Source organism: Leisingera sp. G5_S3_59_S7, from assembly GCF_054968485.1.
The window spans coordinates 1-26,848 of record NZ_JBQKUH010000002.1 but is presented as its reverse complement, the minus strand read 5'-3'; the positions used below and the strand labels follow the sequence as shown (position 1 = coordinate 26,848).

Annotated in this window: 25 protein-coding genes; 16 read left to right on the top strand and 9 right to left on the bottom strand. The window is 62.5% G+C overall.

Annotated features, from left to right (window positions below):
* Nucleotides 1–36: 36 nt before the first annotated feature.
* From ACTRWG_RS01400 to ACTRWG_RS01390, 3 genes are all read left to right on the top strand, one after another.
* Nucleotides 37–1,284, top strand: a complete 1,248-nt coding sequence (locus tag ACTRWG_RS01400; protein ID WP_027235952.1) for a class I SAM-dependent RNA methyltransferase — start codon at nt 37–39, stop codon at nt 1,282–1,284.
* Between the two features lies 1 nt (nt 1,285).
* A complete protein-coding gene (locus ACTRWG_RS01395; protein WP_462828856.1) occupies nt 1,286–2,095 on the top strand; it encodes an ion transporter in 810 nt (269 codons plus the stop codon).
* Between the two features lie 65 nt (nt 2,096–2,160).
* Nucleotides 2,161–2,688, top strand: a complete 528-nt coding sequence (locus ACTRWG_RS01390) for a L,D-transpeptidase family protein (protein WP_462828855.1) — start codon at nt 2,161–2,163, stop codon at nt 2,686–2,688.
* Between the two features lie 92 nt (nt 2,689–2,780).
* On the opposite strand, the gene dalA is transcribed toward ACTRWG_RS01390, so the two are convergent.
* Nucleotides 2,781–3,263, bottom strand: a complete 483-nt coding sequence (dalA, locus tag ACTRWG_RS01385) for a divisome-associated lipoprotein DalA (protein WP_027235955.1) — start codon at nt 3,261–3,263, stop codon at nt 2,781–2,783.
* A 170-nt stretch (nt 3,264–3,433) separates the two neighbouring features.
* Between dalA and ACTRWG_RS01380 the strand changes: the two genes are divergently transcribed.
* Entirely contained in the window at nt 3,434–4,051 is a 618-nt protein-coding gene (locus ACTRWG_RS01380) for a L,D-transpeptidase (protein ID WP_027235956.1), read from the top strand.
* Nucleotides 4,052–4,189: 138 nt separating this feature from the next.
* On the top strand, nt 4,190–4,372 hold the full coding sequence (locus ACTRWG_RS01375; RefSeq protein ID WP_024092111.1) for a hypothetical protein: 183 nt from the start codon (nt 4,190–4,192) through the stop codon (nt 4,370–4,372).
* A gap of 79 nt (nt 4,373–4,451) precedes the next feature.
* Here the strand turns inward: ACTRWG_RS01375 and ACTRWG_RS01370 are convergent, their stop codons facing one another.
* The 3 genes from ACTRWG_RS01370 to ACTRWG_RS01360 form a co-directional block, all read right to left on the bottom strand.
* Nucleotides 4,452–7,460 carry an aminotransferase class III-fold pyridoxal phosphate-dependent enzyme gene (locus tag ACTRWG_RS01370; RefSeq protein WP_462828854.1) on the bottom strand — a complete coding sequence of 1,003 codons (3,009 nt, stop codon included), beginning with the start codon at nt 7,458–7,460 and terminating at the stop codon, nt 4,452–4,454.
* Between the two features lie 71 nt (nt 7,461–7,531).
* Nucleotides 7,532–8,593 (bottom strand): ferrochelatase, encoded by a 1,062-nt coding sequence (gene hemH / locus ACTRWG_RS01365; RefSeq protein ID WP_027235958.1) that lies wholly within the window; start codon nt 8,591–8,593, stop codon nt 7,532–7,534.
* Between the two features lie 105 nt (nt 8,594–8,698).
* Nucleotides 8,699–9,520: a methyltransferase domain-containing protein gene (locus ACTRWG_RS01360; protein WP_462828852.1), complete on the bottom strand. Its 822-nt coding sequence runs from the start codon at nt 9,518–9,520 to the stop codon at nt 8,699–8,701.
* A gap of 13 nt (nt 9,521–9,533) precedes the next feature.
* Between ACTRWG_RS01360 and ACTRWG_RS01355 the strand changes: the two genes are divergently transcribed.
* From ACTRWG_RS01355 to ACTRWG_RS01340, 4 genes are all read left to right on the top strand, one after another.
* Nucleotides 9,534–10,262, top strand: coding sequence for a ComF family protein (locus ACTRWG_RS01355; RefSeq protein ID WP_027235960.1), 729 nt, complete (start codon nt 9,534–9,536; stop codon nt 10,260–10,262).
* Nucleotides 10,263–10,344: 82 nt separating this feature from the next.
* Nucleotides 10,345–10,602 carry a glutaredoxin 3 gene (grxC, locus tag ACTRWG_RS01350; RefSeq protein ID WP_027235961.1) on the top strand — a complete coding sequence of 86 codons (258 nt, stop codon included), beginning with the start codon at nt 10,345–10,347 and terminating at the stop codon, nt 10,600–10,602.
* A gap of 15 nt (nt 10,603–10,617) precedes the next feature.
* Nucleotides 10,618–11,448 (top strand): carbon-nitrogen hydrolase family protein, encoded by an 831-nt coding sequence (locus tag ACTRWG_RS01345; protein WP_027235962.1) that lies wholly within the window; start codon nt 10,618–10,620, stop codon nt 11,446–11,448.
* Nucleotides 11,448–11,888: a MarR family winged helix-turn-helix transcriptional regulator gene (locus tag ACTRWG_RS01340; RefSeq protein ID WP_024092104.1), complete on the top strand. Its 441-nt coding sequence runs from the start codon at nt 11,448–11,450 to the stop codon at nt 11,886–11,888. The genes ACTRWG_RS01345 and ACTRWG_RS01340 overlap by 1 nt, the downstream gene beginning before the upstream one ends.
* 314 nt (nt 11,889–12,202) lie before the next feature.
* On the opposite strand, the gene ubiG is transcribed toward ACTRWG_RS01340, so the two are convergent.
* Nucleotides 12,203–12,949, bottom strand: a complete 747-nt coding sequence (gene ubiG, locus ACTRWG_RS01335) for a bifunctional 2-polyprenyl-6-hydroxyphenol methylase/3-demethylubiquinol 3-O-methyltransferase UbiG (RefSeq protein WP_027235963.1) — start codon at nt 12,947–12,949, stop codon at nt 12,203–12,205.
* A 50-nt stretch (nt 12,950–12,999) separates the two neighbouring features.
* On the opposite strand from ubiG, the gene pip reads away from it, so the two are divergent.
* Both pip and ACTRWG_RS01325 read left to right on the top strand, forming a co-directional pair.
* Nucleotides 13,000–13,980 (top strand): prolyl aminopeptidase, encoded by a 981-nt coding sequence (pip, locus tag ACTRWG_RS01330; RefSeq protein WP_027235964.1) that lies wholly within the window; start codon nt 13,000–13,002, stop codon nt 13,978–13,980.
* Nucleotides 13,977–14,822, top strand: a complete 846-nt coding sequence (locus ACTRWG_RS01325; protein WP_027235965.1) for an ABC transporter substrate-binding protein — start codon at nt 13,977–13,979, stop codon at nt 14,820–14,822. Before pip ends, ACTRWG_RS01325 begins: the two co-directional genes overlap by 4 nt.
* A gap of 2 nt (nt 14,823–14,824) precedes the next feature.
* Here the strand turns inward: ACTRWG_RS01325 and ACTRWG_RS01320 are convergent, their stop codons facing one another.
* On the bottom strand, nt 14,825–15,208 hold the full coding sequence (locus tag ACTRWG_RS01320; RefSeq protein WP_027235966.1) for an SgcJ/EcaC family oxidoreductase: 384 nt from the start codon (nt 15,206–15,208) through the stop codon (nt 14,825–14,827).
* 218 nt (nt 15,209–15,426) lie between these two features.
* Between ACTRWG_RS01320 and rimP the strand changes: the two genes are divergently transcribed.
* From rimP to infB, 4 genes are read left to right on the top strand one after another with little or no spacing between them, the layout of a single operon-like run.
* Nucleotides 15,427–16,017 (top strand): ribosome maturation factor RimP, encoded by a 591-nt coding sequence (gene rimP, locus ACTRWG_RS01315; protein ID WP_027235967.1) that lies wholly within the window; start codon nt 15,427–15,429, stop codon nt 16,015–16,017.
* Nucleotides 16,017–17,633: a transcription termination factor NusA gene (gene nusA, locus ACTRWG_RS01310; RefSeq protein ID WP_027235968.1), complete on the top strand. Its 1,617-nt coding sequence runs from the start codon at nt 16,017–16,019 to the stop codon at nt 17,631–17,633. The genes rimP and nusA overlap by 1 nt, the downstream gene beginning before the upstream one ends.
* A 26-nt stretch (nt 17,634–17,659) precedes the next feature.
* Nucleotides 17,660–18,280, top strand: coding sequence for an RNA-binding protein (locus ACTRWG_RS01305; protein ID WP_027235969.1), 621 nt, complete (start codon nt 17,660–17,662; stop codon nt 18,278–18,280).
* A gap of 8 nt (nt 18,281–18,288) precedes the next feature.
* Nucleotides 18,289–20,763 (top strand): translation initiation factor IF-2, encoded by a 2,475-nt coding sequence (gene infB / locus ACTRWG_RS01300; RefSeq protein ID WP_027235970.1) that lies wholly within the window; start codon nt 18,289–18,291, stop codon nt 20,761–20,763.
* A gap of 672 nt (nt 20,764–21,435) precedes the next feature.
* Here the strand turns inward: infB and mutT are convergent.
* From mutT to ACTRWG_RS01285, 3 genes are read right to left on the bottom strand one after another with little or no spacing between them, the layout of a single operon-like run.
* The gene (gene mutT / locus ACTRWG_RS01295; RefSeq protein WP_027235971.1) at nt 21,436–21,834 is read right to left on the bottom strand and encodes an 8-oxo-dGTP diphosphatase MutT; all 399 of its coding nucleotides are present in this window, start codon (nt 21,832–21,834) and stop codon (nt 21,436–21,438) included.
* On the bottom strand, nt 21,831–23,057 hold the full coding sequence (argJ, locus tag ACTRWG_RS01290; RefSeq protein ID WP_027235972.1) for a bifunctional glutamate N-acetyltransferase/amino-acid acetyltransferase ArgJ: 1,227 nt from the start codon (nt 23,055–23,057) through the stop codon (nt 21,831–21,833). The genes mutT and argJ overlap by 4 nt, the downstream gene beginning before the upstream one ends.
* Before the next feature lie 2 nt (nt 23,058–23,059).
* Nucleotides 23,060–23,911: a peptidylprolyl isomerase gene (locus ACTRWG_RS01285; RefSeq protein ID WP_027235973.1), complete on the bottom strand. Its 852-nt coding sequence runs from the start codon at nt 23,909–23,911 to the stop codon at nt 23,060–23,062.
* A gap of 177 nt (nt 23,912–24,088) precedes the next feature.
* On the opposite strand from ACTRWG_RS01285, the gene secA reads away from it, so the two are divergent.
* The gene (gene secA, locus ACTRWG_RS01280; RefSeq protein ID WP_027235974.1) at nt 24,089–26,788 is read left to right on the top strand and encodes a preprotein translocase subunit SecA; all 2,700 of its coding nucleotides are present in this window, start codon (nt 24,089–24,091) and stop codon (nt 26,786–26,788) included.
* The last annotated feature ends 60 nt before the right edge of the window (nt 26,789–26,848 follow it).

Below are 26,848 nucleotides of genomic sequence, written 5' to 3'. Positions count from 1 at the left end.
CTTTTGCTGATCCCTGTGCCGCGCTATTGAGCCGCCATGACTGATGCAGCCAGAACCACAGCAACAATCAGCCGGCTGGGCCATCAAGGCGATGGCGTGGCCGATGGCCCTTTGTTTGCCCCGCGCACCCTTCCGGGCGAGACTGTCAGCGGCATTGCCGAGGGCAGCCGTTTGACCAGCATCCGCATTGAGACGCCCTCGGAGCACCGTGTGCAGCCGCCCTGCCGCCATTACAAGTCCTGCGGCGGCTGCCAGCTGCAGCACGCCAGCGACAGCTTTGTGGCGGAGTGGAAGACGGATGTGGTGCGCAATGCACTGAGCGCGCAGGGGCTGGAGACGGAGTTCCGGCCCATCCACACCTCGCCGGCCCGGTCCCGCCGCCGCGCAACGCTGGCGGTGCGGCGCACCAAGAAAGGCGCGATGGCCGGGTTTCACGGCCAGGCGTCGGACGTGATCACCGAAATTCCCAACTGCCAGCTGCTGGAGCCGGCCCTGATGGCTGCGATTCCGGTGGCGGAAGCGCTGGCCCTGGCAGGGGCCAGCCGCAAAACGCCACTTGCGGTGACAGTCACCACGTCGGAAGCGGGTCTCGACATGCTGATCAAAAACGGCAAGCCGCTGGACGGCCCGTTGAGGATCGAGCTGGCGCAGCTGGCCGACAGACACCGGATTGCCCGGCTGACCTGGGACGACGAGCCGGTGGCGATGGAGCAGCCTCCGGTGCAGCCTTTTGGAAAGGCCCTGGTCTGCCCGCCTCCGGGTGCTTTTCTGCAGGCCACGCGTGAGGGCGAGGCGGCCCTCCTGGACGGGGTGCTGGAAATCACCAAAGGTGCCAAGCGGATCGTCGATCTGTTCGCCGGATGCGGTACCTTTGCGCTGCCTTTGGCGCAGGCTGCTGAGGTCCACGCGGTGGAAGGCGAACGAGAAATGGTAGCGGCGCTTGATGCCGGCTGGCGCAAGGCAAAGGGACTGAAGAAGGTCACAACCGAAACCCGCGACCTGTTCCGCAATCCGCTGCTGCCCGAGGATCTGAACCCATTCGGTGCAGCCTTTGACGCGGCGGTAATCGACCCGCCCCGGGCCGGCGCCGAAGCGCAGGTTGCGCAGTTGGCCAAGGCCCGCACGCGGTTGATCGCCTATGTCTCCTGCAACCCGGTGAGCTTTGCCCGCGATGCAAAGACGCTGGTTGCAGCGGGCTATAGCCTTGACTGGGTCCAGGCCGTTGACCAGTTCCGCTGGTCGGCGCATACCGAACTGGTTGCTCGGTTCACACTGAAAGACTGATATGACGGATACCCAAGCGATGACACCAACCCAACGGCTGGCAGCCATTCTGGACAGTGACCTTTTCGGCCGGTTCATCATCGCGGTCATTCTGGTCAACGCGGTGACCCTGGGACTGGAGACGTCGCCATCGGTCATGGCCAGGGCCGGCGGTCTGATCCATCTGATCGACAATACCTGTCTGACGATCTTCGTGGTGGAGATCCTGGCCAAGCTTTATGTGCGCCGGCTGCGGTTTTTCCTGAACGGCTGGAGCGTGTTCGATTTCGTGATTGTCGGCATCGCACTGGCACCGGGGGCCCAGGGGCTGTCGGTGCTGCGGGCGCTGCGCATCCTGCGGGTTCTGCGGGTGATTTCGGTCGCGCCGCGGCTGCGCCGTGTGGTCGAAGGCTTCATCACCGCACTGCCCGGAATGGGGTCGGTGTTCCTGCTGATGGCGATCATCTTCTATATCGGCGCGGTGATCTCCACCAAACTATTCGGCCAGGACTTCCCGGAATGGTTCGGCGACCTGGGCCTCAGCGCCTATTCGCTGTTCCAGATCATGACACTGGAAAGCTGGTCGATGGGGATCGTGCGGCCGGTAATGGAGGTGCATCCTCACGCCTGGGCCTTCTTTGTGCCCTTCATAATGGTCACCACCTTTGCGGTGGTGAACCTCCTGGTCGGCCTGATCGTGAATTCGATGCAGGATGCCCACCACGAGGAGGAGGGCGAGCGCACCGATGCCTACCGGGACGAAGTGCTGAGCCGGCTGGAGGCCATCGAGCAGAAAATTTCCAGCCTCGCAGAAGAAGACAGGAAATTGTGAATTTTCTTAATCCCGGTTTCGCGGTATGGCCTGAATAGAGGCAAACAAGAAATACAGGCTGAACAATGAACAGAAGGGCATTCGGGGTCGGTGCTGCCGCAAGCCTTGCACTGGCAGGTTGCAGCAGGTCAGGCGGCGCGGCGCGCAGGTTCCAGTTCTATGAAGGACCCAAGGTCACTTCGGTGGTGATCAATAAGGGCTCGCGCAAGATGTATCTGCTGCACAATGAAGAGGTGCTGCGGGAGTACGACGTTGATCTGGGTTTTGCGCCGCAGGGCCACAAGCAGTTCGAGGGCGACGGTAAAACCCCGGAAGGCACCTATAAGATCGACCGCCGCAACCCCAACAGCCGGTACCATCTGTCCGTCGGCATTTCCTATCCGAATGGGCAGGACAGGGCCAAGGCGCATGCGGCGGGCAAGCAGCCCGGCGGCGAGATCTTTATCCACGGGCAGCCCAACAACCCCAAGGAGCGCAAGCGCGCGGCGCGGGTCAGCGATTGGACCGCGGGCTGCATTGCGGTGTCAAACGACGAGATCGAAGAGATCTATGCCATGGTGCAGGACGGAACCACCATCGCCTTGCGGCCCTGAACCGCAATCAGGCGGCGGCGGGCTCCCGCGCCTGCAGATGCGCCGGCAGGGCCGGCACCTCTTGGCAGCCTTGGGCATGGCGCCGTGCTGGCTCAGCTGCCCATCACCAGCGTCCACCAGATTTTGCCATTCGGCTCCTGAAACCAGGAAAAGCCCATATTCGCGGCCTTCGGATCCAGAATCACCGCGCGGGTTGCGGGACGTTCCAGCCAGGCGGTCAGCGTCTGCTGCTCATTTTCGTAGGTTTCCGAGATATTCTCGCCCAGCAGCGTGCCGGTGTAGCCCGCCCGCGTGACCCGGTCGAGCGGCGAGGAGCCGTCGGAGCCGAAGTGCCAAGGCCGGTTTTGCACCGACATATCGCGCGAGTGGGTCGCGGCGGCGGCGGTCAGCTCAGCGTTCAGCTGAACTGCTTGCGCACCTGCGGCCTGGCGCAGCGCATTGACGGAATCTAGCATCCGGATCTGGACCTTGTCCGCATTGCGGATGCGGTAGGTGCTGCTGGAGTCGGTTGCAGGCGTGCAAGCGGCCGCAACAGTCAGAATGGCCGCAGCCATAAGCAGAAAAACGCGATTCATAATTCTCTCATGCTCCGTCAGTTGCTTTTGCACTTATCCTTCCTGTGGCCGGGAGGCAAACGGGGTGGCAGAAATATGCGGACCGGGGTGACGGATTGGTTTGCGACTGCGGCTTTCCGGCCATAAAATGCTAAAATCCTGTATCCCGATTGCGCAAGTTGGAATGAACCATGTCCCGTATCCCATTTAAGACCTTCAGCAGGCGGCACTTTCTTGCCGGCGGCGCCGCCCTGATTTCCTCCTCCGCGCTGGCGCAGGAAGATTCCGGAAACTCTCAGCAGGCTTTCGACCCGCTGCGGCCGCCGCCGGAGCCGGAACCGCCGGTCCAGCGCAATATCTCTGCTTTCCGGGCTAAGACGTGGCGGCCGTATTTCGACAATTTGCGCAACGGCGCGATTCTTGTCGATATCGACAGCCGGGCGCTGCACTACTGGTCTGCGGATGGAACCACGTACAAGCTTTTTCCCTCCTCGGTGCCGCTGTCTGACGATCTGACACGCCGCGGCCGCACCAAGGTGGTGCGCAAGGTGGAAGGGCCCAGCTGGTCGCCGACGCCGAACATGCTCAAACGCAATCCGGAATGGCCCGCATACGTGCCGCCGGGACCGGACAACCCGCTTGGCACCCATGCGCTGTACCTCAGCTGGAAGTATTACCGGATCCACGGAACCCATGACACGCGCAAAATCGGACGTAAATCGTCCAATGGCTGCATCGGGCTTTACAATGAACACATCGCCGAACTGTTCAGCTTCGCCAAAGTGGGCACACAGGTGTTGCTAATTTGACGCCACGGGAACAAGCGCTAGCCTGTTAACTATAACAAGCATTTGCAATCGCGCGATTTTGCTGGTTAGAAAAAAATACGAGGTATGTCTTGGGTGCGCGGTTCAGCTTTATGGCCCGCGCAAATTCTGGAGGTTAACATGAAAAAACTCGTTATCGCTGCCGCGCTGACCGCTGCTGCTTCGACCGCAACTGCAGGCAACCTGTCCGAGCCGGTTGTAGAACCGCCGGTCATCGTTGAAGAAGCACAGGGCTCGTCCAGCGGCATCCTGCTGCCGCTGCTGCTGCTGGTTCTGGTTGGCGCAGCTGTTGCATCGAACTAATTTCGATACACGGTTACAGAGAAGGCGGTGGTTCTCCACCGCCTTTTTTGTTGCCTGCACACCTCTGCGATAAGGGCAGTCAGACTGCTTCCACCTCGCGCATGATCTTGTCCAGAACACTGGTGATCATGTTTGCGTCATCCGAATCTATTGTCAGGGGCGGGCGGATTTTCAGGATATTGTCCTTGGGACCTTCGCTGCCGATCAGGATCCGGTGATCGCGCATCCGGTTTTTGATGTATGAACAGATCTCCGTGGCTTCGGAGCCATCCGGATTGATCAGCTCCACCCCCAGAAAGAGGCCCATTCCGCGCACATCGCCGACGCAAGCGTGCTTCTCCTCCAGTGCCTTCAACCCGTCAAACAGCTGAGCGCCGACCACTCGGGCATTTTCCTGAAGTTGTTCGTCATCGACGATATCCAGAACTTCCTTGCCGATTCGGCAGGAGAGGGTCGAGCCGCCAAAGGTTGAGAAAAACTCAATCCCGTTGTCGAAGCTCGCGGCGATTTCCTTGGTTGTGGCCAATACGCCTAGCGGGTGCCCATTGCCGATCGGTTTGCCCATCACAATGATATCCGGCAGCGCCCCCTGATGCTCAAAGCCAAAGTAGTATGCCCCCAAACGGCCCAGGCCGGTTTGCACTTCGTCAGCGATGCAGACACCGCCTGCGGAGCGGATTTTTTCATAAACCGCAGCCAGGTAGCCTTGTTGCGGGATGATCTGGCCGCCGACAGATGGAAAGGTTTCGGCTATGAAACCGGCAACACCGTGGCCCTTTTCCCGCAGACGGGCGATTGCCGGGTCTACGAGATCCGCGAACTTCTGCGCCCGGTCCGGATCGCCGCGCCGGTACGAGCCGCGATAGTCATCGGCAACTTCCACCAGCTCAACCCAATCCGCCTGCCCAACGCCGCCGGGCTTGTTGAACTTGTAGGCGGAGATGCTGATCGCTCCGGTGGTGTTGCCGTGGTAGCCGTGATCGGGCGTCACCATGCCCTTGGCGCCGGTATGGGCGCGAGCCAGGCGCAGGGCCAGCTCATTGGCCTCGGTGCCGGAGTTCACGAAAAAGCAGACCTCGAACCGGTCCGGCAGTTTTGACAGCACCTTTTCCGCAAAGGCGGTCTGTGCCGGATGCAGGTAGCGGGTGTTGGAGTTCATCCGTTTCAGTTGATCCGCCGCCACCGCCTGAATACGCGGATGGGCGTGGCCGACGTGCGGGACGTTGTTGTAAGCGTCCAGATAAGGCCGCCCCCATTCGTCGAACATGTGATGTTTCCAGCCGCGCAGCAGCATCACCGGGTCTTTGTAGGTAAGGCTCAGGTTGCCGCCGAAATGGGCGCGGCGGCCTGCCAGAACATCGTTTTTGCTGACCGGGTGATAGCGGACCTTTTCATCCGGCAGGTTCAGCAGCGCCGCCGGATTCGGACAGAGAGCCTGCCACAAATACATCTCATCAGGATCGCCGACGCCGGGCCAATCGGCCTCAATTCCGTCGGTGGTCAGCGCAAGCTGGAAGTGCACATGCGGCGCCCAGCCGCCGTTTTGGCCGGGATCGCCCAGGCGGCAGAGTTCCTCGCCTTTCTCGACGATACTGCCGGGCTTCAGCCGGTCGAGGAATTCTGGGTCCAGATGGCCGTATAGGGTATAGAACGGATCGCCCTCCGGCGTCTCGTGCCGCAGGATGATCACGCCGCCGTAGTCCAAGTGACCGTCGCGGTATTCGGCTGCAAAGACCTCACCGCGCAAGGGGGCAAACATCGGTGTGCCGGCCGTGGCAAAGGCGTCGATGGCCAGATGCACGGTACGCCGGTTGCTGGCTTTCCACGGTCCTTTGCGAAAAGCAGCATCCGTGTAGATTAGCCGCGGCTCATGATAGTAGCCCAGCCAGATCCGGCCATTGTCCTCGAACTCCTCGCCGACCCTGGCGGCCTCCTCCAGCGGCATATGGAACGGGTTCTGCGGCCAGGCGGAGTCCTCGACCGACAGCGCCCCCATCGGTGCGTCCGACAGGTCCTGCCCCATTAACGGGGCGAAGTTGCCGCGTTCCTTCTCCAGCCAGGCCATCACCCTGTCAGCGCCCTCCACCACCGGCAGGCCGCAGGCTGCACGCAGACGGGCCGTCAGCAGACTGCCATGCAGCGTATTGCCTTCCAGGAACCGCCAGGCCGGCGCTTGCGATATGGTGACATAGGAGTCGTCCGGGTTGTCCGCCGCCATCAGGGTGGAGTTCACCACGCTGACAGCCAACCGCGCGCGCAGCAGCGGCCATATCATGTCTACTTCGCCGGGTGTCAGCGGGCAGGCTTCATGGTAGCCCGCCACCAGCGCCGCAAGCGCAGCCTCCGGCGACGGATGGTCCAGCACGATATAGGCCGCGGCAATCGCCAGGTCGCAGACCCTTGGCGCGGCGCACATATCGCCGAGGTCGATAAGCCCCGACACCCGACGCGGCTCGCCCAGTTTTCCCGCCACCATGATGTTATAGTCATTGGCGTCATTGTGGATGGCCTGCTTGGGCAGCTGCGTCAAAACAGGCTCTAACTTGGCGAAATCCGCGCAGATCTCTTCAAGAATTGCACGGCGTGCGGGATCGGTGACGCAGGAAAGCCGGTCCTTAATCCAGCCTGCGCGCACCAGGTCCCATTTGAAATCACGCTCCAGACCTTCGTGCCGGAAATCCGCCAGCGCTGTGGCAGATCCGCCGAGCACTTGGCCCACCTCATGGATCAGCGCATCGCTTTTCGGCTCGGCCTTGGCATAGCAGCGCCCAGGCAGCTGGTTCAGCACCCAGACCAGCCGGCCCTGGCCGTTCTCGTCCGGGAGTGTCAGCAGAGAGCGGCCGTCAGCAGAGGAGATCACCCGCGGACAGGGCAGTTTGGGCTGGCGCATGGCGATATGCTCCAATGCCTTCACCTGCATGTCGACCAGCCAAGTCTCGCAGCCGGGGCGCATGGCCTTCAGGATATAGCCCTGACCATCTGCCTTCCGCGCCAGAAAGTTCAGGTCATACTCCCCATCAAGGCGGCTTAGTTCCGCCTTGATCCCCCAATACTGTTCAAGGGCGGCGGCCCAATGCGCAAGCGTCATCCAAACTCTCCCCGGTCTGCCGGCGTGCCCGGCGGTCCAATATTGGATCCTATTTGAACCGGGAAAGCGGTTTAGTCCAGCCAGCCTTGCAGGTTCTGCTCGATAACCCCGGCGAGTGCGGCGATATGGTCATCATCATCGTTGAGGCAGGGGATATAGAGGAAGTCCTCGCCGCCTGCGTGCTCAAAGCTTTCGCGGATTTCCTCGTTGATCTCTTCCAGCGTCTCGATGCAGTCGGCAGAGAAGGCCGGCGCAATCACCGCAATGTTCTTCTTACCTTCCTTGGCGAGCGTCGCGACGTGATCCACCGTGTAGGGTTTCAGCCATTCCTCGGGCCCGAAAACCGACTGGAAAGTCGAGGTGATCTGGGTGTCGTCCCAGCCCAGGCGCTCCTTCAGCAGGCGCGTCGTTTTCTGGCACTGGCAATGATAGGGGTCGCCCTGCATCAGATAGCGTTTCGGCATCCCGTGGTAAGACACCACCAAGATATCCGGGCGTTTTTCTGCCTTGGCATAGGCCTCCTCCACCGACCGCGCCAAAGCGTCGATATAGGCAGGCTGGTCGAAGTAGGGCGCGATCGTGCGCGCGGCGGGCTGCCAAGCTTCTTCCATCAGGGCGCGGAAGAACTGGTCGTTGGCAGTGCCGGAGGTCGCGCCGGCATATTGCGGGTAAAGCGGCACGAACAGGATCTTCTGGCAGCCGGCCTCCACCATCTGCCGCACCTTGGATTTGGTCGAGGGGTTGCCGTAGCGCATGCAGAAATCGACCATCACCTGATCGCCGTACCGCGCCTTCATCACCTCAGCCATCTTGGCGGTCTGGTCCTTGGTGATGGTCATCAGCGGGCTTTCGCCCTTGTCATGATTCCAGATCGACTTGTACGCCGCACCGGAGGAGAACGGGCGCTTGGTCAGGATGATCAGCTGCAGCAGCGGCTGCCATTTCCACGACGGGTAGTCGATCACCCGCTTATCGGACAGGAACTCATTCAGATACCGGCGCATCGGCCAATAGGAATGATCGTCCGGCGTGCCAAGGTTGGCCAGCAGGATGCCGACCTTCTCCGCCGGGATCTTGGGGTGATCGGCAGGGGCGTGGGCAGGGCATTTGGCGGTCCGGGCGGCGTCCAGCATGGGCAGGTCCTGTGGGGCTGAGAATTTCGGTGTTGGCGGCAAACTACTGTCTTTACGCGCAGAAGGCCAATTGGATCACATTGGCGCAGCCATAGCGGAAAGTTATCAGGGGTCGAGCTTGGTTTCCGGCACCTTCAGCGCATCGGCCAGGCGCATCTGGGCAGAGCCGGGGCGCAGGGGCTTTTGCTGGCTGTCCGACGGCGACCAGCCGGTGAGGCAGACCAGCTCAAATGTTGCGGGCAGCCGGCCGTCAGCGGTGGCGAAATGCTCGCGGTAGATGTGATCGGCCAGCTGGAACAGGCCGCGCGGCGCCGGGTGTTTCAGGCGCTGGGCAAGGGCGTTGGTCTCCCCCATGCCGCGCAGGTCGTGGATCAGATGGGTCAGGTCGCGGTATTCAGCGGTCAGCGGCACCAGGTCCGCCACCGGCAGTGCAAAACCGGCCCGCTGCAGCAGCCCGCCCAAGTCGCGGATCTCTCCCATCGGGGCAACGCGGGGGGACAGTCCGCCCATCACAACGGTCTCAGCTTCTGCCATGGCCGCGCGCAACTCATGCAGGGTCTGGCCGCCCAGCAGAATGACCAGCAGCAGCCCGTCTTCCGTCAGGGCGCGGCGGCATTGGATCAGCTGCCCGACCGGATCATTGGCCCAGTGCAGGCACATGGCATGGATCACCACATCATGCGCGCCTTGTTCCAAAGCCAGAACGTCCGTGTCGGCCACAATCTCCGCGTCCGGCTGAAACCCTTCCCAGACCTCCGGGAAAGGGGAGACCACGGCGGGTGCTGTAAAGGTTCTGTTAACCAGGCTCAGGCGATCCTCGGCCTCATCCCGCGCCATCTGGTGCAGGAACAAGGCGTCCGCGCGCCGGCGGGCGCGGCGGGCCGCCAGTGCGCGGCGGTCGAAGAGTTGTGCGGGCGCTTGTGTCATGGGGGCTATTTAGATGCTGCTGGCGGGGATTCAAACCGCTGTTTCACTGATCTATCCAGCCCAGTGCCTGGGCTGCGGCGGGCTGGTCGGCAGCGACTTTGGCCTGTGCGGCACGTGCTGGTCCGGGATGCGCTTCATCAGCGGCACTGTCTGCGAGGGCTGCGGTTCCCCGTTGCCGGGGGAGGGGGACGGTTTCCGCCTGGAATGCGACAGCTGCCTGCGCCATCCGCGGCCTTGGAGCCGGGGGCGCTCGGCGCTGTTATATGAGGGGCAGGGACGCAAACTGGTGCTGGCCCTGAAACACGGGGACCGGACTGAAATCGCCATGACCGCCGCGGTTTGGCTTGAACGCGCAGCGCAACCGCTTTTGCAGGATAATCCGGTCATCTGCCCAGTGCCGCTGCATTGGACGCGGCTGCTGAAGCGCAAGTACAACCAGTCTGCACTGCTGGCAGAGGCGCTGGCGGGACGCGCGGGTTTGGAGCATTGCCCGGACTTGCTGCGCCGAATCCGGCAAACACCTGCGCTGGAGGGCAAGACGCGGGACCAGCGCTATCAGCTGCTGGGGTCTGCGATCTGCGCGCATCCGGGCCGGCTGGACAGGATCAGGGGCCGCAGCGTGCTGATCGTGGATGACGTGATGACTTCTGGCGCGACGCTCAGCGCCTGCACTGACGCCTGCCTGCGGGCCGGCGCAGCCGAGGTGCGGGTGGCGGTACTGGCCCGGGTCACGCAAACGTGAGGCATTCCGCCTGCCTCTGGCAATTGTTGCAATGAATCCCCAATTCCTCCACAACCTTCGAAACCAGAATATGGGGTCCTGAATGAAAACGGTTGAAATCTACACCTCGCCTCTGTGCGGCTACTGCCATGCGGCCAAACGGTTGCTGAACCAGAAAGGCGTGGCTTTTTCCGAAGTTAACGTTCTGGAGCAGCCGGAGCGCAAGGCAGAGATGATCCAGCGCGCCAACGGCGGCCGCACAGTGCCGCAGATCTTCATCGGCGATACCCACGTGGGCGGCTGTGACGACCTTTTTGCGCTGGAACAGGCGGGAAAGCTCGACCCGCTGCTGGCGGCCTGATCCCGGAGAGACACAATGCGCGCAGCTCTGCTTCAGATGACATCCACCGATAATCCGGCTGAAAACCTGGAAACGGTGAAAGCAATGATGGCGGAGGCTGTGCGCGGCGGGGCCGGTTTTGTGCTGACCCCTGAGGTCACCAATTGCCTCTCCGGCAGCCGGACCCATCAGAATGGCGTTCTTTGCCACGAGGAGGGCGACCCGACCCTGGCCGCCCTGCGGGAAGAGGCGTCCAAGCACGGGGTCTGGCTGCTGCTGGGCTCGCTGGGGGTCAAGACCCAAGACGCGGACGGCCGCTTTGCCAACCGGCAGTTCCTGATCAGCCCGCAGGGGGAAATCACCGCGCGCTATGACAAGATCCACATGTTTGATGTGGAGGTTACGCCGGAAGAAACCTACCGCGAGTCCGATGGCTACCGCCCGGGCACCAAAGCCGTCGTGGCAGCAACACCCTTTGCCAACATCGGCATGACCATCTGTTACGATGTGCGCTTTCCGCACCTCCACCGGGCGCTGGCCAAAGGCGGGGCGCAGATCCTTACGGTGCCGGCGGCGTTCTCCTATGTGACGGGCGAGGCGCATTGGCATTCGCTGCTGCGCGCCCGGGCAATCGAGACCGGCTGTTTCGTGCTGGCACCGGCGCAGACCGGCACGCACCCGGCCTCGCGCGGGCCCAGCCGCAAGACCTATGGCCATTCTCTGGCTGTCGCTCCCTGGGGCGAGGTGCTGGCGGATGCGGGCCAGGACCCGGGCGTGACGTACGTTGATCTCGACCTCGAAAAAGTGGCAGAAGCACGCAAGCGTGTGCCTTCCCTGACCCACGACCGGGAGTTCGACGGACCCTGATGGATGAAACCCATTCCCTGGCGGTATCGCTGTTCAGCGAGATACTTATGGCTGACCAGCTGGCCCGGTCACGCCTCAGCAAGGTGCTGCCTAAGGGTATGGAGTTGTCACATTTTTCGGTGCTGAACCACCTGGCCCGCGCCGGGCTGGAACGCTCGCCCGCACAACTGGCCAAGGCCTTCCACGTGACACGCGGGGCGATGACCAACACCCTGAGCAAGCTGGAAGTCGCGGGATATATCCATGTCCGCCCCGATTGGGATGATGCGCGGCGCAAGATGGTGGCAATCAGCCCGGCAGGCAAACAGGCCCGCGATGCGGCGCTGGCGGGGATCATTCCGGTGATCTCAGAAGTGGTCGGGGAGCTGGGCAGCGACCGGGTCCGGGCCACCTTGCCGATCCTGCGCGAGCTGCGCGGCAAGCTGGAAGAAAGCGGCTGATCCGGCCGGTCCCCGCAACCTGTTGATTGAAATGAGTGCACGAAAAAGAAGGACGCCCGCAAGCAGGCGCCCCTCTTCCCCATCAGTCCCCATCATTCCGTGAGTGGCGGTCCTGGCAACCTTTGGGCGGACCCGCCGGAAACAGCGGTAAGCAATTAGTAAATTCAAGGGCTTTGCCCCAAACGGACCGGGTAACATTCCAAGTCCGTTACCTGACGTTAACAATCAGGGCGGTGCAACTAAAGGGTGCATAAGGATTACCACCTATCCTTAAGGATAGGCGGCCGTGCGGGCAGGGCGATGACAGGGGCGGCTCAGCCGGGCTTCACGCTGGCAGTCACGTAGTTCACCGACAGGTCCCGTTCGGAGATCGACCAATTCCAAGTGATCGGGTTGAACACGAACCCCTTGCGGTCCACCGGCTTCAGTCCGGCCTTGCGCAGCAGTTCGAACAGCTCGTCCGGGGTGATGAACTTGGACCATTCATGGGTCCCGCGCGGCAGCCAGCGCATGATCACCTCGGCACCGATGATGGCCATGGCAAAGCTCTTGGGGTTGCGGTTGATGGTCGAGCAGATCTCCAGCCCGCCGGGCTTCAGCAACTGCTGCGTCGCGGTCAGATAGCTGAGCGGATCAGCCACATGCTCCACCACTTCCATGTTGAGCACCACGTCGAACTGCTCGCCAGCCCCGGCCAGCGCTTCGGCAGTGGTGTGGCGGTAGTCGATCTCCAGCCCGGATTGCTCCGCATGGATACGCGCGACCGGCAGGTTGCCCTCGGCGGCATCAGCGCCCACAACCGTGGCGCCCAGCCGCGCCATTGGCTCGCTCAGCAAGCCGCCGCCGCAGCCGATATCCAGCAGCCGCAGCCCCTCAAACGGGTTCCGTGACGTCAGGTCGCGGCTGAATTCGGCGGCAATCTGCTTGGTGATGTAGTCGAGCCGGCACGGGTTCAGCATGTGCAGGGGCTTGAATTTGCCATGCGGATCCCACCACTCCGCCGCCATCGCCTCGAATTTGGCGATTTCCGCTGGGTCGACCGTGGATTGAGGCGCTTGCATTCCTGTCTCCGTGTGCTCTTTTGTAGTCTGACGTCTCACTAAGGTCAGTAATGGATAGATACCCGGACCAAAAGCGCGCAGTGCATTATCTTTACCCGCCGGTCGAGCCCTTTGACCAGCGCATGATCGACGCAGGCCAAGGGCACCGTATATATGCAGAGCAGAGCGGGAATCCAAACGGCATACCCGTGATTGTGTGCCACGGCGGCCCCGGCGGCGGCAGCAGCCCGGCGATGCGGCGCTATTTCGATCCCGATGTCTACCGGATCATTCTGTTTGACCAGCGCGGCTGCGGACGATCGCGCCCCTATGCCTCCTGCGAGGACAACACCACCTGGCATCTGGTCGCGGATATGGAGCTGATTCGCCGCCAGATCGGCATCGAGTCATGGATCTTGTTCGGTGGCAGCTGGGGGGCGACCCTGGCGCTGATCTATGCCCAGACCCACCCCGACCGGGTGCAGCAGATGATCCTGCGCGGCGTCTTCCTGATGACCAAGGCTGAGCTTGACTGGTTCTATGGCGGCGGCGCCGGCAAATTCTGGCCTGAAACCTGGGCCAAATTCGTCTCGCTGATCCCCGATGGCGAGCGCAATGACATGATCGGCGCCTATCACAAGCGGCTGTTTTCCGGAAATCTGGACGAAGAAGTGCGCTATGGCCGCGCCTGGTCGTCGTGGGAAAACGCGCTGGCGTCCGTGCATTCCAACGGCCAAAGTGGCGAAAGCCCCGGGGACTACGCCCGCGCCTTTGCCCGGCTGGAAAACCATTATTTCCGCAATGGCGGCTTCCTCGATTACGACGGTCAGATCCTTGCCAACATGGGGCGGATCTCCCATATCCCCGGCGTGATCGTGCAGGGCCGCTATGACATGATCTGCCCGCCGTCTTCCGCCTGGCGCCTGAATGAGCTGTGGCCAAACGCGGAGTTGAAGATGGTGCGCAATGCAGGCCATGCTTTGTCCGAGCCGGGAATCAGCGCAGAGCTGGTCCGGGCGATGGACCGGATTGCAGGAGAGCTTGTGCCATGACGCGCATCGACCGCCGCGCGCTGTTCACCTCGGGTGCTGCCGCTGCCCTGCTGGCGGCTGCCGGCGGATCGGTCCATGCTTCGCCAAAGGCCGGCGGCGTGCTTCGGCTGGCGGTTCCGCGCGATGGCGGGATGCTGGAACAGGCCGCCCGCGGCGCGATTTATGACACGCTGACCGAAATCGCCCCGGACGGGCTGCTGCGCGGCGAGCTGGCCACAGGCTGGCACTCGACAGCGGATGCCCGGACTTGGACCTTCAACTTGCGTGAAGGGGTGGCGTTTCACGATGGCAGCCCGCTGACGGCGGATGATGCTGCCACCTCGCTCTTGGCGCAGGGAATCACCGGTGCAGAGGTGCAGGCCATTACCGCGCTAGGCAGCCATCAGCTGCTGGTGGAGCTGTCGCAGCCCAACCCGCATCTGCCCTACTTGCTGGCCAGCGCCGATCAGATGATTGCGGCCGGCGGCAATCTCCCCATGCCGCTGTCAATTGCGATGGGCACCGGCTGCTACAAAGTGGAGCGTGCCCAGGAAGGCCGGCATTTCCGCGCGTCCAGGGTGGCGGATCACTACAAGGCCGGAACTGCCGGGTGGGCGGATGCGGTGGAGATCATCGTGATCCCCGACGCGGCTGTCCGGGCTGAGGCTTTGCGTGATGGTTATGTAGACGTGGCGGCCCTGCCGGAACCGCGCGGACTGCTGCGCCGGGGCGAGTTTTTGTATCACCCTTCGTCCAGCGATATGGCACTGGCTGCCCGGCACAACGTCGGTATCCCGCGCAAGGTGGGCCAACGCGCGCCGCTGGATGACGGCCGCATTGCCGAGCGTTGGTGGATGATCTGAGTTCAGATCCCTTCCGCAATTTGCCGTTCATATTCCCCGGCATCAAACCAGCCGCGTGATTCGGCGACTTTTCCTTCAGCGTCGAGATCCCACTCTTCCCATCCCGGCACTCTTACCTTTTGACCGGTTCCAGAGTGGGTTCCTTCCAGTGTCCAGCCGAACATAACGTGATTTCCGGCGACACGAAGGTGGTCAAGCAATACGATCAAATCCGGAAATTCCGCATAAAACCCTGCAGCCATTTCTGAAACTGCTTTGCGTCCCTCAATCGGATCTCCTCGGTTGATTGTGATGGAGCCGTTCTCGGCGTAGTGGGATGCAACAGCGTCCGGATCACCGGAACTCCAAGCCTCCGCATACTTTCTTGCCGTATCCGCTATATTCATTGTCCCGCTCCTCTTTTCCGTCACCATCCAACGATATCATTCACGTTCGGCATTGTGGGATCGTTTCCCTTGCAGTTTTCCCCAATCCCCCCTATATGGCTTTGACAACAGCGGCGCGTTGAACCTCTGGCTCAAGGCTCCACCGGGAATTTCGACGGGCCGCGCGCCCGTTTTTTTGTGTTTGCAGGTTCGCGCCTGCCGCTCCAAGTGGAGGTCTGATGACCAACGACCTGATTGCCAAAGCTGCCATCGACCGGCGCCTGGCCGAGATCGTCACCCCGGTGATCGAGGATCTGGGCTATGAGCTGGTGCGAATCCGGCTGATGTCTGGTAAGTCGACAACGCTGCAGATCATGGCCGATAAGCCCAACGGCGGCATCGAGGTGGATGATTGCGCCGATATCTCGAATGCCGTCAGCGCGGTGCTGGACGTCGAGGACCCGATCATCGACGCCTATGCCCTGGAGGTCTCCAGCCCGGGCATTGACCGTCCGCTGACTCGGATGAAAGACTTCGAGATGTTCGAGGGCTACGAAGCCAAGCTCGAAACCGCCGAGATGGTCGGCGGCCGCCGCCGCTTCAAGGGCGAGCTGGCAGGCACCGAAGAAGACGAAGTCCTGATCAACATCGAGGATCAGGGCGAGACCGTGACCATCGGACTGAAGTTCGACTGGCTGAGCGATGCCAAGCTGGTTCTGACCGATGATCTGATCAAGGAAATGCTGCGTCAGCGCAAAGAGGCCGGGACGCTCAACGAAGACGCATTCGACGAAATCGAGACCGAAGAGTCCGAAGAGGAGAAAAAGTAATGGCTATCACCTCTGCAAACCAGCTGGAGCTGTTGCAAACCGCCGAGGCCGTGGCGCGCGAAAAGATGATCGACCCGGGGCTGGTGATCGAGGCGATGGAAGAGAGCCTCGCCCGTGCGGCCAAAAGCCGCTATGGCGCCGAGATGGATATCCGGGTGTCGATCGACCGCAAGACCGGCCGCGCCACCTTTACCCGCGTGCGCACCGTTGTGGCGGATGAGGAGCTGGAGAACTACCAGGCCGAAATGACCGTTGAGCAGGCGCGCCAGTACATGGCGAACCCCGAGGTGGGCCAGACCTATGTCGAGGAAGTGCCGCCGGTTGAAATGGGCCGGATCGCCGCCCAGTCGGCCAAGCAGGTGATCCTGCAGAAGGTCCGCGAAGCAGAGCGCGACCGCCAGTACGAAGAGTTCAAGGACCGCGCCGGCACCATCATCAACGGCCTGGTCAAGCGCGAGGAATACGGCAACGTCATCGTCGATGTGGGCGCTGGCGAAGCGATCCTGCGCCGCAACGAGAAGATCGGCCGTGAAAGCTACCGCCCGAACGACCGCGTGCGCTGCTACATCAAGGACGTGCGCCGCGAGCCGCGCGGCCCGCAGATCTTCCTGTCGCGCACCGCGCCGGAGTTCATGGCTGAACTGTTCAAGATGGAAGTGCCGGAAATCTATGACGGCATCATTGAGATCAAGGCGGTCGCCCGCGACCCCGGTTCGCGCGCCAAGATTGCTGTTGTCTCCTACGATGGCTCGATCGACCCGGTCGGCGCCTGTGTGGGTATGCGCGGCTCCCGCGTGCAGGCCGTCGTGAACGAGCTGCAGGGCGAGAAGATCGACATCATCCCGTGGAACGAAGATCAGCCGACCTTCCTGGTTAACGCGCTGCAGCCCGCGGAAGTCTCCAAGGTGGTGCTGGACGAGGAAGCTGGTAAGATCGAAGTTGTGGTGCCGGAAGAGCAGCTGTCGCTCGCCATCGGCCGCCGCGGTCAGAACGTGCGCCTGGCGTCGCAGCTGACCAACCTCGACATCGACATCATGACCGAGGAAGAAGAATCGGCCCGCCGCCAGAAGGAATTCGAGGCGCGCACGAAATTGTTCATGGAGACCCTTGATCTGGACGAGTTCTTTGCCCAGCTTCTGGTGTCTGAGGGCTTTACCAACCTGGAAGAGGTTGCCTATGTCGAGCTCGACGAACTGCTGGTCATTGACGGTGTTGACGAAGGCACCGCCGAAGAGCTGCAGGCGCGTGCCCGCGACTATCTGGAAGCCCAAGCCAAGGCAGCGCTGGATGCAGCCCGTGAGCTTGGCGCCGAGGATAGCCTGATCCAGTTCGAGGGCCTGACCCCGCAGATGGTCGAAGCGCTGGCCAAAGACGATGTGAAATCGCTGGAAGATTTCGCCACCTGCGCTGACTGGGAGCTGGCCGGCGGCTGGACCTCCGATGGCGGTGAGCGGGTCAAGGATGACGGCATCCTGGAGCCCTTCGGCGTGTCGCTGGAAGAGGCGCAGGACATGGTCATGACCGCGCGCATCATGCTGGGCTGGGTGGATCCGGCTGAGCTGGAAGCGGAAGCGGCGGAAGACGAAGACGCTGGCGAAGAGGAAAGCGAAGCCTGATCCCGGGCTTTGCAGAGGAGACCTGAATGACACGCGGCGGCGTTCAAAAAGACCGGTCCGAAGGCAGCGAGCGCAAGTGCATCGCAACCGGCGATACCGAGCCCAAACAGGGACTCATCCGTTTTGTGATGGGGCCCGAAGGCCAGGTCGTGCCCGATGTGATGGGCAAGCTGCCGGGCCGCGGCGTCTATGTGGCCTCCAGCCGCGCGGCGCTGGAAACCGCCGTCAAAAAGAAGCTGTTCGCCCGCGGCTTCAAATCGCAGGTCCAGGTCTCCGCCGGGCTTGCCGGAGAGGTGGAGGACCAGGTGGTCCGCCGCCTGGTCGGGCTGATCAGCCTGGCGCGCAAGTCGGGCGACGCGGTGGCCGGGTATGAAAAGGTCAAGGACTGGCTGGCCAAGGAACAGGCCCGGGTGCTGATCCAGGCCTCTGACGGGTCGGGCCGCGGAAAGTCGAAGCTGAGCACGCCCTACAAGGGCAAATTCATCGGCTGCCTCACGGCGGACGAGCTGGGAATGGCATTTGGGCGCCAAACTGTGATACATGCCGCCCTCGCCTCTGGCGGACTCAGCAAACGTGTTGTAGATGAGGCGCAACGACTGCAAGGTTTGCGCGAAATGGTGGGCGGCAGCGGCCGCACGGAAGGATAAGTAGCTTTATGAGCGATAGTGACGGCAAAAAGACACTGGGTCTGCGTGGGAGTTCCCGTCCGGGGAACGTGAAACAGAGTTTCAGCCATGGACGGACCAAGAATGTCGTAGTGGAAACCAAGCGCAAGCGCGTGGTGGTTCCCAAGCCGGGTGCGGCCAAAAGCGGCAGCGGTGCTGCACCGGCAGCGTCCGGATCCCGCCGGCCTGCCGGCATCAGCGACGCAGAGATGGAGCGCCGCCTGAAGGCGCTGCAGGCCGCCAAGGCCCGCGAGGCGGAAGAAACCGCGCAGCGTGAAGCCGAGGAAAAGGCCCGCGCCGAAGAGCGTGAGCGCCGCCGCGCCGAAGCGGAAGCCAAGGAACGCGAGCAGCGCGAAGCCGAAGAACGCGCCCGCCAGAAAGCCGAAGAGGAAGAGCGCAAGCGCGCCGAGGAAGCGGAGGCCGCCAAACGGGCTGCCGCTGCGCCTGCGCCTGCCCCCAAGGCAGAGCGTCCGGCACCGAACAAACCGGCTCCGGCTGCAACTCCGCGCAAGTCCGAGCGAGAGCGCGATCAGCGCCCGTCCCGCGGCAAGGGCCGTGACGACAACCGCCGCTCCGGCAAGCTGACGCTTGGCCAGGCTACTGGCGGCGAAGGCAACCGCCAGCGTTCGATGGCAGCAATGAAGCGCAAGCAAGAGCGTGCGCGCCAGAAGGCTATGGGCGGCTCGGTCGAGCGGGAAAAGGTTGTGCGCGATGTGCAGCTGCCGGAGACCATCGTGGTTTCCGAGCTGGCCAACCGTATGGCTGAACGCGTTGCCGATGTGGTGAAATCGCTCATGCAGATGGGTATGATGGTCACCCAGAACCAGTCGATCGACGCCGATACCGCCGAACTGATCATCGAGGAATTCGGCCACAAGGTGACCCGTGTCTCCGACGCCGACGTCGAGGACGTGATCAAGGAGGTCGAGGACAAGGACGAGGATCTGAAGCCGCGTCCGCCGGTCATCACCATCATGGGCCACGTCGACCACGGCAAGACCTCGCTGCTGGATGCAATCCGTGACGCCCGCGTTGTGGCTGGCGAAGCCGGCGGCATCACCCAGCACATCGGCGCCTATCAGGTGACGACCGAAAGCGGTACCGTGCTGAGCTTCCTGGATACCCCGGGCCACGCGGCCTTCACCTCGATGCGCTCGCGCGGTGCGCAGGTGACCGATATCGTGGTTCTGGTTGTCGCTGCGGACGACGCGGTGATGCCGCAGACCGTCGAGGCGATCAACCACGCCAAGGCGGCCGGAGTCCCGATGATTGTGGCGATCAACAAGATCGACAAGCCGGCTGCGGACCCGACCAAAGTGCGCACCGACTTGCTGCAGCACGAAGTTGTCGTGGAAGCCATGTCCGGCGAAGTGCAGGATGTGGAAGTTTCCGCCGTCACCGGTCAGGGCCTCGACGAGCTGCTGGAAGCCATTGCGCTGCAAGCGGAAATCCTGGAGCTGAAAGCCAACCCCGACCGCGCCGCACAAGGCGCCGTGATCGAGGCGCAGCTGGACGTGGGCCGCGGCCCCGTGGCCACCGTTCTGGTTCAGAACGGCACCCTGCGCCAGGGCGACATCTTTGTTGTGGGTGAGCAGTACGGCAAGGTCCGTGCGCTGATCAACGACAAGGGCGAGCGGGTTGAGGAAGCCGGTCCGTCGGTTCCGGTCGAAGTGCTGGGCCTGAATGGCACCCCGGAAGCGGGCGACGTTCTGAACGTCACCGAAACCGAAGCCCAGGCGCGCGAAATCGCCGAGTACCGCGAACAGGCGGCCAAGGACAAGCGCGCCGCAGCCGGTGCAGCGACCACGCTGGAGCAGCTGATGGCCAAGGCCAAGGAAGACGAGAACGTCTCCGAGCTGCCGATCCTGGTCAAGGCCGACGTGCAGGGCTCTGCCGAGGCCATCGTTCAGGCGATGGAAAAGATCGGTAACGAGGAGGTGCGCGTGCGCGTGCTGCACTCGGGCGTCGGTGCGATCACCGAAACCGATGTCGGCCTTGCCGAAGCCTCCGGTGCGCCGATCATGGGCTTCAACGTCCGTGCCAATGCCTCCGCCCGCAATACCGCGAACCAAAAGGGCGTGGAGATCCGCTACTATTCGGTGATCTATGACCTGGTGGATGATGTTAAGGCGGCCGCCTCCGGCCTGCTGTCGGCGGAGATCCGCGAGAACTTCATCGGCTATGCGCAGATCAAGGAAGTCTTCAAGGTCACCGGCGTTGGCAAGGTTGCCGGCTGTCTGGTCACCGAAGGCGTTGCCCGCCGCTCGGCCGGCGTGCGCCTGCTGCGCGACAACGTGGTGATCCACGAAGGCACGCTGAAGACCCTGAAGCGCTTCAAAGACGAAGTCGCCGAGGTTCAGTCCGGTCAGGAATGCGGTATGGCGTTCGAGAACTACGACGATATCCGTCCGAACGACGTGATCGAGATCTTCGAGCGCGAGGAAGTGACCCGCACCCTCGACTGATCAGTTTGCGATCCGGAAAGCGGAAAGGCCCTGGCGCAGATGCCGGGGCCTTTTTTATTGCGCGGGGCAGGTAAAGCCGGCGCCGGGAAGCTCGTGCAGCAGCTGACGAAGCGTCTGGGGTTCGGCGGCCGGCTCTTACTGGGGCTGGCGGCCGATCGTAACAGGCCCTTCGCTGCTGCATAGCCACAGTGCCCGTGTCGGCCTTTGAATGGAAGCTGGCGAAAGGACGGCCTTCCGTAGCAAACGGACAGGCGTCCTATCCTGAAAGTCAGGTTCCGCGACAGGCATTTCCTGGCAGAGAGCCTGTAAGGAAAAGGGCAGCTGATGTCAGCTGCCCCTTCTTTCTGCCTGACGTGCGTGAGTGGCGGCTCAGGCGGCTGGTGTCACTGGCTGACCCTGATAGGTCTTCGAGCCAACCCGCACCGCGATTCTCCCATCCGGGAGTGCCCGTATGAAGCTGCCTTGAACGAGGGAAAACTTGCCTACTGCGATTGTTCTAAGCATGGTCTGATCCCGCCTATTTGCAATTCAGGGTAGTGGCTTGCTCCGTGTACTCATGCTTGCTGAGATTGATTAACAAAGCATTACCCATGCGGGCGGCAGCAGTTAAATGCCCGGTAAACCGCGGAAAACCGGACCTGCCGGGCAGTCTGGAGGACGGGGCCGGGCGTCTTACAGCCAGTCGCGCAGGATCGGGATCAGCGGGATATCGGCCGGCGGCATCGGAAAGTCGCGCAGGTCCTGCGGGCGCACCCATTTCAGGGTCTGGCCTTCCTTGGCTTGCGGAATGCCTTCCCACTTGCGGCAGGCAAACAGCGGCATCAGCAGGTGAAAATCCTCGTAAGAGTGGCTGGCAAAGGTCAGCGGCGCCAGGCAAGAGGCCCAAGTGCCGATCCCCAGCTCCTCATGCAGCTCGCGGATCAAAGCGGCTTCCGGCGTTTCGCCCGCCTCGATCTTGCCGCCGGGAAACTCCCACAGGCCCGCCATCGATTTCCCCTCGGGGCGCTGCGCCAGCAGAACCCTCCCATCCGCATCAATGAGCGCAACAGCCGATACCAGAACCGTTTTCATGACCGGTAATCCGCGTTGATTGAGATGTACTGATGGGTCAGATCGCAGGTCCAGACAGTGGCCTGGCCGCTGCCGAGGCCCAGATCCACCTTGATGGTGATCTCCTGCTTCTTCATCTCCGCCGCGCCCAGCTCTTCCTTGTAGCCGGGCGAGACCCAGCCCTTTTCCGCGACCAGAACATCACCAAAGGAGATCGACAGCAGGTCACGGTCCGCTGCGGCGCCGGACTTGCCGATCGCCATAACCACACGGCCCCAGTTCGGGTCCTCGCCGGCAATGGCGGTCTTCACCAGCGGCGAGTTGGCAATCGCCAGGCCGTGCACCTTGGCATCGGTGTCTGAGGCGGCACCGGTCACCTGGATTTCCACGAACTTGCTTGCACCTTCACCGTCGCGCACCACCTGGTGCGCCAGGTCCAGCATGACCCGTTCCAGCCCGGACGCAAACTCCGCGTTTCCGGTGGCATCCACGCCGGAGGCGCCCGTTGCGCACAGCATCAGGCTGTCGGAGGTGGAGGTGTCGCTGTCCACGGTGATGCAGTTGAAGGTCCGGTTGCAGATCTCTGCCAGCTGCGCCTGCAGCGCCGCCTGCTCCACCTTGGCGTCAGTAAAGATATAGACCAGCATCGTCGCCATGTCCGGCGCGATCATGCCGGAACCTTTGGCAATGCCGGCTATCTTGATGGTTTTGCCCTCAATCCCGACCGTGGCGCTGGCGCCTTTGGCAAAGGTGTCGGTGGTCATGATCGCCCTGGCGGCGCCTTCCAGCGCGGTTTCGTCCAAGGCATCGTTCAGCTCACTGATCTTCGCGACGATGCGGTCGTGCGGCAGCGGCTCGCCGATTACACCGGTAGACGCGGTAAAGACGCGCTCCGCCGGCAGGCCTGTTGCTGCGGCGACAGCAGAGGTGATCTCTGCCACCGAGGTTTGCCCGTGATGGCCGGTAAAGGCATTGGAGTTGCCCGAGTTCACCAGGATTGCCGCGCCGGCATCCGCGCCGCCGCCCAGCTTGGCCTGGCAGTCCCGCACCGGGGCCGACCGGGTCTTGGAGCGGGTGAACACCCCGGCAACAGTGGTGCCCGGATCCATCACCGCCAGCATCACATCTGTCCGGCCTTGGTACTTCACCCCGGCAGCGGCAGCGGCAAAGCGCACCCCTTTGACGACCGGCAGAGCGGGAAAGCTGGCAGGGGCCAGCGGCGAGACGGGCAGGGATTTCGCCATGATCAGTTCCTTACCAGGCTGAGGTCTTGGAGAATGGCCGGGTCCAGATCCTCGATTTCGGGCCGTTCGATCTCGGCCGCGGCGGTCAGTTCGTTGACGCGTGCCTCCACCGCCCTCTGGCGCAGTTCGCCGGCAATTTGCTCGCGCACTTCTTCGAACTCAGGGGCCTCGGTCTTGCGGCGCTCATGCAGCAGGATCACGTGCCAGCCGAACTGGGTCTGCACCGGAGCGGAGACCTCGCCAGAGCGCAGTTCCATCACCGCTTCTTCGAATTCCGGCACCATGCGGCCAGCGGTGAACCAGCCCAGATCGCCGCCGCTGGGGCCGGAGGGTCCAGTGGACTGCTCCTTGGCGAGGGTGGCAAAATCGGCGCCGTCGTCCAGCTCCTTGATGACGTCCAGCGCGTCCGCCTCGGTTTCAACCAGAATATGGGCGGCGTGGAATTCATCGCCGCCGTCGCCGGAGGAATACTTCTCGTCATAGGCCGCGCGCAGCGCCTCTTCGCCGCTGGCATTGTCCATTACCGTCTCAAGCACATCGGCCGCCAGCATCGCGCGCTCTTCGTTTTCGACCGACAGCTCCACGTAATGGGGCACCTCGCCATGCAGCTGCTGTTTCAGCGCCGTCTGCTGCACCAGCTGATCGAGGATCGCGTTAAACAGCACGTCATCCGGCAGCTGCTTGTACTGCGCCGGCAGGTTTTCGCGTGCCATGATCATATGGCCGATGGTGATTTCCTCGCCATTGACCGCGGCGACCACCGTGTTGGCATGCGGCGCGGCGACTGCCGCAAGCGGAAGCGCTGCGCAGGCCGCCACTGCCATACCGCACAGAAATGTGAGACCTTTACGCATAGAAACCTTCCTATTCTTTGGCCGCCGGGGGGCGTGCCGTTGACACTCCAAACCCTGCCGCTTACATCGCTTTGAGGCCATTGGCAGGACCGTCTTTCCACCTTTGTTTATGGGTTGCGGACACGGCGGGCAAGCCTGCCCGATGCAAAGGCCGGAGATAGGATCGCTGGAGAAAACATGCTTGGTTTCGGAACACTCGCCAAAAAGGTTTTCGGTACGCCGAACGACCGTAAGATCAAGGCGACACGGCCGCTGATCGCACAGATCAACGCGCTGGAGGATGAGTTCGCGAAGCTCAGCGATGACGGGCTGATCGGAAAGACCGAAGAACTGCGCAAGCGCGCCCTGGGCGGCGAAAGCCTGGACGCTCTGCTGCCGGAGGCCTTTGCCAACGTGCGCGAAGCGGCCAAGCGGGCCTTGGGTCTGCGCGCTTTTGATACCCAGCTGATGGGCGGCGTATTCCTGCACCAGGGCAACATCTCCGAGATGAAGACCGGCGAGGGCAAAACCCTCGTGGCGACTTTCCCGGCCTATCTGAACGCGCTGACCGGCAAGGGCGTGCATGTGGTCACCGTGAACGAATACCTGGCCAAGCGCGACAGCGAATGGATGGGCAAGGTGTTCGCCCAGCTTGGCATGACCACCGGCGTGATCTGGTCCGGCCAGGCCGACCCGGAAAAGCAGGCTGCCTATGGCTGCGACGTCACCTATGCCACCAACAACGAGCTGGGCTTTGATTACCTGCGCGACAACATGAAACCGTCGCTGGATCAGGTGTTCCAGAAGCAGCACAACTTTGCCATCGTCGACGAGGTGGACTCGATCCTGATCGACGAGGCCCGGACGCCGCTGATCATCTCCGGCCCGGCTGAAGACCGCTCGGAGCTCTATTCGACCATCGACAAGATTATCCCGCTCCTGTCGGAGGAGCACTATGAGATCGACGAGAAAACCCGCGGCGTGACTTTTACCGAGGACGGCAACGAGTATCTCGAGCAGACGCTGCGCGAGCATGGGCTGCTGGAAGAAGAGGCCTCGCTTTACGATCCGGAAAGCACCACTGTGGTGCACCACGTGAACCAGGCGCTGCGCGCGCACAAGCTGTTCCAGCGCGACAAGGATTACATCGTCCGCGACGGCCAGGTGGTGCTGATCGACGAATTCACCGGCCGCATGATGCCGGGCCGCCGCCTGTCCGAAGGGTTGCACCAGGCCATCGAGGCCAAGGAAGACGTGCAGATTCAGCCGGAAAACACCACCCTGGCGTCTGTGACTTTCCAGAACTACTTCCGCCTTTATGACAAGCTGTCGGGCATGACCGGCACCGCGATGACCGAGGCCGAAGAATTTGCCGAAATCTACAGCCTCGGCGTGGTCGAAGTGCCGACCAATCGCCCGATCGCTCGGGTCGACGAAGACGATCAGGTCTACCGTACCGCCCGCGAGAAATACGAGGCGATGATCAAGGAGGCCAAAAAGGCGCATGAAAAGGGCCAGCCGGTTCTCCTGGGCACCACCTCGATCGAGAAATCCGAACTGCTGAGCCAGTTGCTCGAGAAGGAAGGCATCCAGCACAACGTGCTGAACGCCCGCCACCACGAGCAGGAAGCGCAGATCGTTGCCGATGCCGGCCGCTTCGGCGCGGTGACCATCGCCACCAACATGGCCGGCCGCGGCACTGACATTCAGCTGGGCGGCAACGTCGAGTTGAAGGTGCTGGAGGCGCTGGAGGCAAACCCAGAGGCCGACCCGGCCGAGCTGCGCGCGGCTGAGGAAGCCAAGCACGCCGAAGAAAAGCAGAAGGTTCTCGACGCCGGCGGCCTGTTTGTGATGGCGTCGGAGCGCCACGAAAGCCGCCGCATCGACAACCAGCTACGCGGCCGCTCCGGCCGTCAGGGCGACCCGGGCCGCACCCGCTTTTACCTCAGCCTCGAAGACGACCTGATGCGCATCTTCGGCTCCGAGCGGCTGGACAAGCTGCTGTCGTCGCTGGGCATGAAGGAGGGCGAGGCGATCATTCACCCCTGGGTGAACAAGTCGCTGGAACGCGCCCAGGCCAAGGTTGAGGGCCGCAACTTCGACATGCGCAAGAACGTGCTGAAGTTCGACGACGTGATGAACGACCAGCGCAAGGTGATCTTCAGCCAGCGCCGCGAGATCATGGCGGCGGAAGACCTGTCCGAGATCGTCGATGACATGCGCCACGAGGTGATCGACGACCTGCTCGACACTCACATGCCACCCAAGACCTATGCCGACCAGTGGGACACCGCGGGCCTGCAGGAACAGGTGCGCGAAATGCTGGGCGTCGAGGTGCCGGTGGCCGAATGGGCTGCCGAGGAAGGCGTCGATGACGAACAGATCCGCGAGCGCCTGGTGGAAGCCTCCGACAAGCTGATGGCGGAAAAGGCCGAAGCCTTTGGCCCGGAAAACATGCGCAACATCGAAAAGCAGGTGCTGCTGCAGACCATCGACAAGAAATGGCGCGAACACCTGCTGACGCTGGAGCATCTGCGCTCTGTGGTCGGTTTCCGCGGCTATGCGCAGCGCGATCCGCTGAACGAGTACAAGAACGAAAGCTTCCAGCTGTTTGAAAGCATGCTCGACTCCCTGCGGGAGGAAGTGTCCCAGCAGCTGAGCCGGGTGCGTCCGATGACCGAGGAAGAGCAGCAGCAGATGCTGATGGAAATGGCAGCCCGGCAGGCCGCGATGCAGAAGATGGCGGCCGAGCCTGCCCCTGCTGAAGCCGCGGCAGAAGACCCCGCACCGGGGTTTGTCGAAGATGACCCCTCCACTTGGGGCAACCCGTCGCGAAACGACAAATGCCCGTGCGGTTCCGGCAAAAAGTTCAAGCACTGCCACGGCAGCCTCGCCTGACCGCATGGTATGAATTCTCAGGTTCCTGCCCAAAGCCGGAGCCTGCCACCCGGCCGCGGA